Here is a 10,367-nt window from a genome sequence, read left to right as displayed (position 1 = left end):
AAAATGCGGTCAAGCCGCAACCCCATGGTATAAGCGATACCCGGCTGATTTATTGTAACAGATTAGAAAATGCGGTCAAGCCGCAACCCGCAGAATACGCCATTTACGGGCGGATTAGTTGTAACAGATTAGAAAATGCGGTCAAGCCGCAACAGACTTATCTGCTTGGGCTTTTTGCCTGTTGTTGTAACAGATTAGAAAATGCGGTCAAGCGGCTGTAGAATATGTTTTGGTTTCATCAGTGTTGTGCCGTGGATTGTTTGCTCTTTTCGTTCAAAGCATGGCCCGCATCGCGGGGCAATGTGCGGAAGATGAAGAAAGCAAGTGCCGAGATGAAGCCGACGACGAAAAAGCCCGTATGAAAATCTTCAAGTTTCAATATATTGTTGTGAAAGGAGCTGGCAATTTCCAGAACCGCGCCGGCAATTGCAATGCCGAGTGCCATTGAAGCCTGTTGGGCAACGGCGGCAATCGGCGTTGCCTGACTAATGTCTTCTTTGGCAATATCGGAAAAGGCAAGCGCATTGACACCGGAGAAGAAAAGCGAGCGCAAAAAGCCGCCGAACAAGAGCACGATAATCATCAACAAATAGGGTGTGGTGGGGTAAAACAGGCCATTGGACGCGGTAAACATTGCCGAGACGATAGAGCCTGCCATCAGCACCTTCCGAAATCCGAAATGGGCATAAACTTCTTTTGCGCCGAACTTCATGCCGAGCGAACCGATGGCCGCGGCAAGAACCATAAGGCCGGATTCAATCGGTGAAAGGCCGAAGGCAAGTTGCAGCATCATGGGAAGCAGGAAAGGCACGGCTCCGATGCCGAGCCGGAAAACGCTGCCGCCGATAATGGCACGTGCAAAAACCGGATCGGAAAAAAGCCTGAGGTCGAGAAGCGGTGCAGTGCGGTTTTTTGCATGTTTGATATAAATGGCGCCGAAAATTACGCCCAAAATGGTGACACTGATGCCGACACTTTGCGGCAAGGCGGGAAGGCTTACAATCGAAAGGCCGAAAATGAAGCCGGAAAGGCTGATTGCGGAAAGGAAAAAGCCTGTCCAGTCAAGCGGGCGAATATATCTCTTTTCATTTTTTGGCAGATAGATTGATGAAAGCACAAGGCCGATAAAACCGATCGGGATGTTGATAAGAAAAATCCAGTGCCAGGTAAAAAAGGTGGTGATGAAACCGCCAAGCGGCGGGCCTACAAGCGGGCCGACAAGGGCGGGAATGGAAAACCACTGGAAGGCAATGACAAGCTGGTTTTTCGGCGTGGATTTAACGAGAAGAAGCCGGCCGACAGGTGTCATCATTGCCCCGCCTATACCTTGCAAAAAGCGCGACAAAACAAAGGAATGGAGCGAAAAGGAAAAAGCGCAGCAAACAGAGCCTGCAAGAAAAACCACGATGGCAACACGGAAGATAATGCGTGCGGTGAAACGGTCGGAGATCCACCCGCTTATAGGAATGAAAACCGAAAGTGCCACGAGATAGGAAGTCATGGCGAGTTTGAGCGCGATGGGGCTTGTGTTCAAATCGGCGGCAATGGCGGGAAGGGATGTGGTAATCACATTGGAATCCACATGTTCCATAAACAAAGCGATAGCCAGAACCATAGGAAGAATGTGCATTAAATAACCCGAACCCGACTTTTTTAAAACGATGGAACCTTTAGAACCAGTGTGCCTATATAGCGTGAAGAACTTTTATGACCCGAAAACCTTATACATGAAAAAACCGATATGGCCCAAACTGACAGAACTTGAAAGGTGTTTGTGACAGAAAATTGCGACTATATTGATAACATCATTCAGGCCGACATTATTTTGACCGGTTTCAACTGTGACGAACAGTGAGGGGGTTACAAAACCGGCTTCACTTTATCGTGGTTTGTCATTTCATTCTTGACCTTGAGAAAAAAATAAATTCTTCATTTCTTGTGTTCATGGAACGCCCGAAAGGGCTACACATAACATTTACGACACCTATATGTTTTATATCATCATTTAAAAAATGAAATTTTACCCGCTTCGGGTCGATCAATAAAATGCGCTGATGGAGCGTTCACTTGCCGCATAAAAAAACAATTGTTCTCAATAATCTGACTGAAGGGCCGATCACCAGAACGTTGCTTCTCTTTGCCATTCCGACATTGCTTTCCAATGTTTTGCAATCGCTCAACGGTTCGATCAACACAATCTGGGTGGGGCGTTTTTTAGGTGAAAGTGCGCTTGCGGCAACCGCCAATGCCAATATTATCACCTTTCTTTTGTTTGCCCTTGTTTTCGGTTTCGGCATGGCGGCGACCATTATGGTTGGCCAATCCATCGGGCGCAAAGATTTGCATCGTGCGCGGCAGGCTTTTGGCGCTTCTATCGGCTTTTGTCTGTTTCTTTCGGTTGTTCTTGCGGTCTTGGGCTGGTTTTTTTCGCCTGAAATCCTGCGTTTTCTTGCAACACCGGCTGATGCTTTTACGCTGGCGGAAGATTATTTGCGGGTTATCTTCCTTGCCGCACCGGCCAATCTTTTGACGGTCATGATGATGATGGGGCTTCGCGGTGCGGGCGATTCCATGACACCGCTCATTTTCATGTGCGTCAATGTGGTGCTGGATATTATTTTCAACCCCGTGCTCATCTTGGGCTTGTGGATTTTCCCGAAAATGGGCATTGCGGGGGCTGCCGCCTCGACTTCGGTTTCGGGCTATTTCGCTCTTGTTGCAATGATTGTCTATATCTATGTGAAGAAATTGCCTTTGCGGCTAAAAGGGCGGGAACTCACCTATATCTGGCCGGATTTCAGCCTCATGCGCTTTATCGTGCTGAAAGGCTTCCCGATGAGCCTGCAAATGGTCATCATTGCCACATCCGGCCTTGTCATGATTGGTCTCGTCAATCAGGAAGGTGTGAGCACCATTGCCGCCTATAACATCATGCAGCAATTATGGACCTATCTGCAAATGCCTTCCATGGCAGTGGGTGCAGCGGTAAGCGCAATGGTTGCGCAAAATATCGGCGCCGGTCGCTGGAACAGAATTTCCAAAACCACATGGATCGGCTGCGCAGCAACATTTGTCATGACAGCCATTCTGCTTGGGTTATTGCTCATTTTCGACCGTCCGGTCATTATCCTGTTTTTGGGAAATGATAGCGCAGCCGTGCCAATGGCACAGCACATTCAGGCAATTGCAAGCTGGAGCTTTCTGTTTTTCGGCCTTGCAATGGTGCTGTTTTCGACAGTTCGTGCCAATGGCGCGGTTCTTGTGCCGCTCATTTGCCTGTTCATTGCCGTCTATCCGGTGCGGCTTGGCTTCTATTACATGTTTTATGGTTCCATAAAGGCCGATGCCATCTGGTGGAGTTTTACCGTCGGTGCTTTTGCCTCGCTCATTCTGGCGCTTTCCTATTATCTTTCGGGCACGTGGAAAAAGCAAAAAGTGCTCTAACCTTGAAAGCGGAAAGCGCACACCGTTCAGGAATTTTCAAGAATGGTTTTCGGCTTTGGTGTTTTGGGTTTTAGATATTTTTGCCCGAAAACCGTTAAAATCAGGGCGAGAAAGCCACCGATAATGGAAACATAAAAGCCGGTTTCGGGGGTGAAAGCGTCAATCAATTTTCCGGAAATGGCAGCTCCTGCGGCAACACCCATTGCCATTCCGGTAATTCCCCACGACATACCTTCGGTGAGCTTTTCGGGTGGTACAATTGTGTCGACCAAAGACATGGCGATGATGATTGTGGGCGAACAGGCTGCACCGGCGATAAAAAGCACGATGCTCAAATTCCATAAATTGGAAACAAGCAAGAGCGGCAATGTTGTAACTGCGGCAACGATGGTGGCAACAAGAAGCTGTTTTGACAATGTCATGCGGGTCGGCAATGCCCCATAGACAATACCGGCAATGAAAGAGCCGGCCGCATAAAGCACAAGTGGAAGAGCGGTGTAATTTGTCTGTTGCAGCGATTTGCCGATTGCCACGGCAGAAATTTCCGCAGTGCCGAAAATGGTTCCGACGCAAAACATAATCACTGTTAAAAGCGCGATAGAAAAAAGCCGGATAACCGAAGTAGAACCTTTTTGCCGCCTGCCATGGGCAACCGGTTCGGTCGATTTTTGCAAGGTAAAGACCAGGCCTGCAACAAGCATGATAAGACCGGCAGCAAGTGGCCCCGCAGCGGGAAACAGACGGTTTGTAAGCTCGATCGCAATAATGGGGCCGACCATGAATATCAATTCATCAACAATGGATTCATAGGCAAAGGCCGAACGCAAAAGCGGCGAACCATGATAGAGTTGCGACCAGCGTGTGCGCACGAAAGAACCGAAACTCGGCATAAAGCCGACGAGAATTGCCGCAATAATCAATATGAAAAGCGGGGCTTTATAATGGGCGGCAATCAACAAGCCGCAGAGCGACAGAAAAGAAACCAGAATTGCCGGACGCGCCACGCGGGCTTGCCCGTATTCATCGGCAAGTTTCGATATTTGCGGCGTAATAATGGCATTGGAGAGGACATAACTTGCCGAAACGAGACCGGCGGTGGCATAGTCCAAGCCTTCAACAGCAAACATTGTCATAATGCCGATCGAAATCATTGATATTGGAATACGTGCCAATACCCCCGTTACCGAAAAGGCAACAGTGCCGGGTTTTCTGAATAATTCGCGATATATATTGGCCATGACAAATGTCCTCAAGCGCCCTTCAAAGGCGTTTCCTTCATCTATTGACATCACGCGCTTATGTCAATTTTTGCAGCCTTTTAATTAAGGACGGTTATTGTCGAATGAATGGCGGCTTTAAAAAAACGAATGACATGTTCTGCCCGATTGGCTGGGGAAAAGCAAAATCTTGCCCACTTTTTGCAACAGTGTTGACGGGAAGAATAAAAATCGAATGAAGATCGTGTTTGAACGTTCAAACAATGCTGGTGGGCTTCAGCGAATAAAAGAGACAGGCGTTTTACTCAAAAAACGGAAGTTTAACCGGTTTGTTGTTTGACTTGCCGGTTTTTTAAAAATTTTGCATAGTAAGGGTTCCCGAAAACAGATGAATGCAGAGGTATTCACATGATGAAGGACGGGCACGATCAGTTGTTGGATGACATTTTGTCAGCCTCGTCGAACGACTATATGGACTATGTGAGAAGTGTTCACTTTCCCCGCAATTCTGCCATTTATGACCGTGAAGACGGGTTGGAAGAGGGGCAATATATTCGTGAAAATCCTGATGGCACAAAAGTGCTCATTGCAGTTGATGATGCGCTCAATGAAAAAATCTTGAAGGTTTTGACAGATGCAGCCTGAATTATGGATTATCGCCGGTGTAAACGGTGCAGGTAAAACAACCTTTACAACATGCCGGAAATTCAAAATGCCCATTGTCAATCCGGATGTTTTGCCAGGTGCGCCAGTTGAGCAGGGAATAGCAGCGGTAAAACAGCGTGAGGCACTCGTCAAAGCGCAACAATCCTTTGCCGTAGAGACAACGGCCACAGGAAATGTGTTTTTGAAAAAAGTTCAGGATATTAAAAATCAGGGGTTCAGGATCAACCTCGTCTATATCGGATTGGACAGTGCCAAAACTTCCGGTTTAAGGGTGCGCTCGCGGGTAAAAAGCGGCGGCCATAATATTGTGAAGGAAGATATTGAGCGGCGTTATCCAAGAAGCATGGCCAATTTGCCAAAGCTTATGGAAATCGCCGATCTTTCACTTGTGTTTGATAATTCGACAAGCCGCGCTTATTCGCTTGTATTGCATAGGGATAAAGGGCACGTCCAATTCATCCGGAAAGATTTGCCGCAATGGGCTTTGAAAGCCATACCGGAAGAATACTTTTCCTGAACAGCGAGGATAAATCCCGTTAGACCAGTTTTCGAGAAAAACTATCTTTGCCGGAACTTTGGTGAGCCAAAAATATTCCCGATAAAACTGTAGCGTTTTCATGCGCGGTGGTTTTTCTATATAGTCAACGCCGGTTCACATTCCGGCGTTGTCTTTTGTCTTTTTCTTTATGCCGTAAATAGCAAAAACATATTTAGCCAATGCGATTCAACCGGCCGAACGCATTGGCATTTTAAAAAGCTTTATTCGCCCCAGGTGCGTTCCAGAACCGAGATCCAGTTTTTCGAGGTAATTTTCTCGATCTCGTCATGGTTAAAACCGGATTTTTCCATTTCGGCGACGAGTTTCGGCAATTGTGAACAATCATGCAATTCATTCGGAATTGTTGTGCCATCAAAATCCGAACCGAGGCCGACATGTTCCACACCGACGATATCAACGATATAGCGCATGTGGTTGATAATGGTTTTAAGCGGTGTGTCGCGGTTGCGTTCGCCATCTTCGCGCAGGAATTTGACACCGAAATTAATGCCGACCAAGCCCTTGCTTTTTCCGATAGCGCGCAATTGCTCGTCTGTGAGGTTACGGCTTTGATGGCTCAAGTGATAGGCGTTGGAATGGGAAGCAACAAGCGGCGCGTCGCTCAATTTTGCAATGTCCCAGAAGCCTTTTTCGTTCATATGCGAAAGATCAACCATAATGCCGAGCTTGTTACACTCGCGAACGAGTTTTTTGCCCGTATCTGTCAAGCCCGGTCCGATGTCGCCTGTCGAGCCATATTTGAACGGCACTCCGAAACCGAATATATTGGGTCTGCTCCAGACGGGGCCGAGGCTGCGCAACCCATCCTGATAAAGGCGGGCAAGCTCTTCCAGATTTTCGCCAATGGCTTCCGCACCTTCAATATGAAAAACCGCAGCAAACTGGTGAGCCTTGATTGCCTCTTTAATATCACGCGCGGTTTTGCAAATTTTGAAACGTTCAGGTTTCAGCTTTTCAATATCATGGAGCAGCTTTGCCATTTCCATGGTCGGCTTTGTTGCATCTTTTAACAATAATTCGGGATAGACACCGTTTTCATCCGGCTGAAGGTCGACCGATGGCGGATAAACCGCACAAAGCCCGCCAATCAGGCCGCCTTTTTCAGCCTTTGGCAGGTCAAGTTCTGCACTTTCAAAACCGTTGATGAAAGCCGACGGGTCAAGGTTTTTCTCGTCGCGGATTTTGGAGAGAATGTCATTGTGCCCGTCAAAACATTGGATGAGTGTTTCAGCCATAAAAATTGCCTTATCAGAATGTGTTTTCAATCATTATTCTTATACGCCACTATACAGATTTAAAACAGCAACTGACAAAAGTTTGATTGTGAAAAGCTGGCGCACGCGTTGCGCCGGTAGCGGCCAAGTTCGAGACGCGGTCTTCCCGTCATTGCCTGTTTAAGCGTGAGGCAATGAAAGCTTGGGTTGCATAAAGATTTTTATTTGTGCCAAGCCTTATATTTTTGAAAATTTCCTTGTGAAGCTCCTGACCTTGTCATCAAAGTACCAGCCAATCAAAGAGCGCTTCACAGGGGCGCACTTTTCTTGTTTCAGAAAAAATCATCCTTGAAACGGTCGATCTGGTGCATACGCTCATGCAATATTGTGACAATACCTGTATCGCCGTTTTTCAGCTTTTTCCAATAGATATAATGATGTTTATAACGGTAGAAATAGCCGTGAACGGAAAACTCGGCAGGTATCGGTCGGGACATTACCTGACCATCGGCAATTGCCTGAAAACAGTTGAATAAACCATTCAAATAGTCTTCCGCTCTTGCCGCTCCCCATTTGTTTGACGTGTATCGATAGATCTCGTCAAGACGGAAAATTGCTGCCTGTTGCAGCCGAAAACCGCTCATGACCTGTTCTTGTTTCTGGAAATAATGTCTGCCGCCGAAACAGTAACGTAACTCTCGTCAGGTTCGGAAAACGCAAGCTGTAATTCGGCTTTCAGCCGGTTAAACGCCTCTTTGTCATGGCGTTCCTTGTCTTTTCTTATGAGATCACGCACATATTCGCTCACATTTTCATAAGGCCCGTTGTCGCCTATCTGGCGGGCAACATAATCACCCAGTGTTTCGCCAATGCGTACTGTCATTGTTGTTGTGCGAGCCATGTGATCTCCTTTATTGTATTACAAATAACCAATATTGATGACAAGTCAAGGAGAGCTTGCAACTGTCATAACAACCGTTCATCCGATTTTCTGGCGGAAAGCCGCCAGCAGAATGCCGCCAAAAGTTTGACGAACAAATGCGACAAATCCTCACGACGACGAGGAGCATTTTAAAGCATGGATGACTTTGACAGGTGATTGCTATTAAAAACTCCCGCTTTCAAAACATGAGCAAAGTTTTGCCCCGCCTAAGTTTGCCTCAGCAAAGTTTTGCCTTGTTAAAGTTTTGCCCCGCTAAAGTTTGCATTAGCAAAGTTGCACGAGAGTTTTACCCCGCCTAAGTTTGCCTTCGTAAAGTTGCACCAGCGTTTTGCCTTACCAGAGTTTTGCGTGCCGGTTTATATCTTTATAGAGGAGATAACGGAATGGTTCGGGGCCGCCTGCATAGCAGGCTTGCGGGCAAAATGCGCGCAACCACATAAAATCGCCTTTTTCGACTTCCACCCAATCATCATTCAGCCGATAAACGCCTTTGCCTTGCAAGACATAAAGCCCGTGTTCCATCACATGGGTTTCCATGAAAGGAATATGAGCACCCGGCATAAAGGTGACAATGGCAACATTCATGTCATGGCGCAAGTCGTTCATATCCATGAAACGGCTTGTCATCCATACACCCTCATGGCCTTTCATTTCGGCAGGCGTTATTTGCTGGTCGGAAGAAAAGATTGCATCAGGTTTATCAAGCCCTTCCACTTTTTCATAAGCCTTGCGGATCCAGTGAAAGCGGGCGGTGGTTTTTGCTTCATTCCATAATTGATAATCGTGACCGGCAGGAAGATAGGCAAAACCACCTTTGTGAAGAACATGTTTTTCGCCTTCAAGCACAATGGTGAGTGCACCATCGGTCACAAAAAAAACGGCTTCCGCACGCTTGTCATTTTCCGGATTCTCTGACCCGCCCGAAGGCTCGATCTCGCCTATATATTGGGAAAATGTTTCTGAAAAACCTGTCATCGGGCGCGCCAAAACCCAGAAGCGGGATTTTGTAAAAAACGGCAATTGGCTTGTGACAATATCCGACATGACAGAAGCGGGCATCACCATATAAGCGTCTTTGAAGGTGGCTTTGCTGCTTAAAAGTTCGGAACGTGTCGGCAAACCGCCAACGGGAAAATAATAGTCTTTCTCATTCATCAAATTGTTGTCTCCTCTTTTGTGAAAGCTTTTTCAAAAACTTTCTTTCGTCAAAAAGCTTTTAAAACCGCTTAAAAAATTTATTCTAATTTTTGCTGTTTCGCCTGTCTCGTCGGTCAAGTTTTTTTAAAAATTTTATCGGATAAGCTTTGAACTTCTTTCAAGCGATGGCAAAGAGATTTCATAATATTCATTCTCCCTGATTTTCTTCCCCTCCGGAAAAGTTTTGGTTGCGTGAGCCAAGACTTTCTTTCATTTTTCCGGTCAATACATGTTGAAACTGTTGTTCAACCGGTTTTAACGCGCGGTTTGTCTGGTGGAACAATGTCAAAATGCGATAAGCAGGATGGGTAATAACGGGAATGAAGAGAAATTCATTATCAAACCCTTCCGGCAATTCTGTGCGGCTTAAAATGGAAACATAATTTCCGGTTGCAACGAGTTGAACAATCAATGGAATGGAAGATGTTTCGACAATCGGAACGGCGGTAACAAGCGGGGGTCCAAGCGTTTCGATGAGCGATTTCAATTTTGTGCCTTTTCCGGGAAGAACCAAAGCTTCGCCAATCATTTCGGCAAGATTGATTTTTGTTTTTCCTTGCAAGCGTTTTTCGAGACTATGACCTTTGCGAAAAAAGAGGCCAAGCGGGCATTTCACCTCTTTATCAATCGCAAAACGGGGCTGTTTTTCTATGTCATAGGCCAAAGCAAGATCGGCTTTGCCATCAAGAAGCACATTTTGCACATTGTCGTTTTCAGTCGTCAACACGTTGATTTTGGTGGATTTGTGGTTTTTCTGGAAGTCGACAATTGCGGAAAAAAGAACAGTAGCCGCCAGATTTTCTTCACACACAATTGTCAAATTCTGGCGGATAACACCGTTTAAAGCTTTAATCTCGCTCAACATCCGCTCTTCATTGCGCATTGTTTCGCGGATATGGCCAAGTACCAGTTCGCCGGTGGCCGTGAGTTCCAGCCCCTTATGGCTGCGGGAAAAAACCGGTGTGCCGATTTCTTCTTCAAAGAGCTTTATTTGCCGCTGGATGGCAGAAGCGGCAACATGAAGCTTTTGTGCGGCACTGCGTAGCGAACCCGAACGCGCCACCTCGTCAAGATATTTCATCAAACGGTGTTGCAAAGTGCTCAAATCCCCCCTTGTCCGTTTTTTA

Annotated in this window: 11 protein-coding genes; 4 read left to right on the top strand and 7 right to left on the bottom strand. The window is 46.6% G+C overall.

The window, feature by feature from the left end:
- Nucleotides 1–221, top strand: a 221-nt coding sequence (locus tag H3S94_RS11835) for a hypothetical protein (RefSeq protein ID WP_210328015.1), incomplete at its 5' end; no start/stop codon positions are given.
- Between the two features lie 17 nt (nucleotides 222–238).
- On the opposite strand, the gene H3S94_RS09960 is transcribed toward H3S94_RS11835, so the two are convergent.
- On the bottom strand, nucleotides 239–1,630 hold the full coding sequence (locus H3S94_RS09960; RefSeq protein ID WP_198240937.1) for a DHA2 family efflux MFS transporter permease subunit: 1,392 nt from the start codon (nucleotides 1,628–1,630) through the stop codon (nucleotides 239–241).
- Between the two features lie 437 nt (nucleotides 1,631–2,067).
- On the opposite strand from H3S94_RS09960, the gene H3S94_RS09955 reads away from it, so the two are divergent.
- Nucleotides 2,068–3,444, top strand: coding sequence for an MATE family efflux transporter (locus H3S94_RS09955; RefSeq protein ID WP_198240936.1), 1,377 nt, complete (start codon nucleotides 2,068–2,070; stop codon nucleotides 3,442–3,444).
- A gap of 26 nt (nucleotides 3,445–3,470) precedes the next feature.
- On the opposite strand, the gene H3S94_RS09950 is transcribed toward H3S94_RS09955, so the two are convergent.
- Nucleotides 3,471–4,682, bottom strand: coding sequence for an MFS transporter (locus H3S94_RS09950; RefSeq protein WP_198240935.1), 1,212 nt, complete (start codon nucleotides 4,680–4,682; stop codon nucleotides 3,471–3,473).
- Nucleotides 4,683–5,069: 387 nt separating this feature from the next.
- Here H3S94_RS09950 and H3S94_RS09945 point away from each other — a divergent pair, with 387 nt between their 5' ends.
- Nucleotides 5,070–5,306: a hypothetical protein gene (locus H3S94_RS09945; protein WP_077993152.1), complete on the top strand. Its 237-nt coding sequence runs from the start codon at nucleotides 5,070–5,072 to the stop codon at nucleotides 5,304–5,306.
- Complete coding sequence (locus H3S94_RS09940) at nucleotides 5,296–5,844, top strand: zeta toxin family protein (RefSeq protein ID WP_198240934.1); 549 nt, start codon at nucleotides 5,296–5,298, stop codon at nucleotides 5,842–5,844. Before H3S94_RS09945 ends, H3S94_RS09940 begins: the two co-directional genes overlap by 11 nt.
- A gap of 242 nt (nucleotides 5,845–6,086) precedes the next feature.
- On the opposite strand, the gene H3S94_RS09935 is transcribed toward H3S94_RS09940, so the two are convergent.
- The 5 genes from H3S94_RS09935 to H3S94_RS09910 form a co-directional block, all read right to left on the bottom strand.
- Nucleotides 6,087–7,121, bottom strand: a complete 1,035-nt coding sequence (locus tag H3S94_RS09935; protein WP_077993150.1) for a dipeptidase — start codon at nucleotides 7,119–7,121, stop codon at nucleotides 6,087–6,089.
- Nucleotides 7,122–7,432: 311 nt separating this feature from the next.
- The gene (locus tag H3S94_RS09930) at nucleotides 7,433–7,744 is read right to left on the bottom strand and encodes a type II toxin-antitoxin system RelE/ParE family toxin (RefSeq protein ID WP_198240933.1); all 312 of its coding nucleotides are present in this window, start codon (nucleotides 7,742–7,744) and stop codon (nucleotides 7,433–7,435) included.
- The gene (locus H3S94_RS09925) at nucleotides 7,741–8,001 is read right to left on the bottom strand and encodes a transcriptional regulator (RefSeq protein WP_198231462.1); all 261 of its coding nucleotides are present in this window, start codon (nucleotides 7,999–8,001) and stop codon (nucleotides 7,741–7,743) included. Before H3S94_RS09925 ends, H3S94_RS09930 begins: the two co-directional genes overlap by 4 nt.
- 375 nt (nucleotides 8,002–8,376) lie before the next feature.
- Nucleotides 8,377–9,198 (bottom strand): bifunctional allantoicase/(S)-ureidoglycine aminohydrolase, encoded by an 822-nt coding sequence (locus H3S94_RS09915; RefSeq protein WP_198240932.1) that lies wholly within the window; start codon nucleotides 9,196–9,198, stop codon nucleotides 8,377–8,379.
- 190 nt (nucleotides 9,199–9,388) lie between these two features.
- Nucleotides 9,389–10,345, bottom strand: coding sequence for a LysR family transcriptional regulator (locus H3S94_RS09910; RefSeq protein WP_198240931.1), 957 nt, complete (start codon nucleotides 10,343–10,345; stop codon nucleotides 9,389–9,391).
- Between the last annotated feature and the right edge of the window lie 22 nt (nucleotides 10,346–10,367).

It is taken from the genome of Bartonella sp. B10834G3 (genome assembly GCF_016102505.1).
In the GTDB taxonomy this organism is placed as follows: domain Bacteria; phylum Pseudomonadota; class Alphaproteobacteria; order Rhizobiales; family Rhizobiaceae; genus Bartonella; species Bartonella choladocola.
This window is presented reverse-complemented; position numbering and strand designations above follow the sequence as displayed.

What these genes read in the sequence shown, in the direction of transcription:
- H3S94_RS09950 (WP_198240935.1), bottom strand. Translation starts at nt 4,682, where the DNA reads ATGGCCAATATATATCGCGAATTATTCAGAAAACCCGGCACTGTTGCC.
- H3S94_RS09940 (WP_198240934.1), top strand. Translation starts at nt 5,296, where the DNA reads ATGCAGCCTGAATTATGGATTATCGCCGGTGTAAACGGTGCAGGTAAA.
- H3S94_RS09945 (WP_077993152.1), top strand. Translation starts at nt 5,070, where the DNA reads ATGATGAAGGACGGGCACGATCAGTTGTTGGATGACATTTTGTCAGCC.
- H3S94_RS09925 (WP_198231462.1), bottom strand. Translation starts at nt 8,001, where the DNA reads ATGGCTCGCACAACAACAATGACAGTACGCATTGGCGAAACACTGGGT.
- H3S94_RS09915 (WP_198240932.1), bottom strand. Translation starts at nt 9,198, where the DNA reads ATGAATGAGAAAGACTATTATTTTCCCGTTGGCGGTTTGCCGACACGT.
- H3S94_RS09960 (WP_198240937.1), bottom strand. Translation starts at nt 1,630, where the DNA reads ATGCACATTCTTCCTATGGTTCTGGCTATCGCTTTGTTTATGGAACAT.
- H3S94_RS09935 (WP_077993150.1), bottom strand. Translation starts at nt 7,121, where the DNA reads ATGGCTGAAACACTCATCCAATGTTTTGACGGGCACAATGACATTCTC.
- H3S94_RS09930 (WP_198240933.1), bottom strand. Translation starts at nt 7,744, where the DNA reads ATGAGCGGTTTTCGGCTGCAACAGGCAGCAATTTTCCGTCTTGACGAG.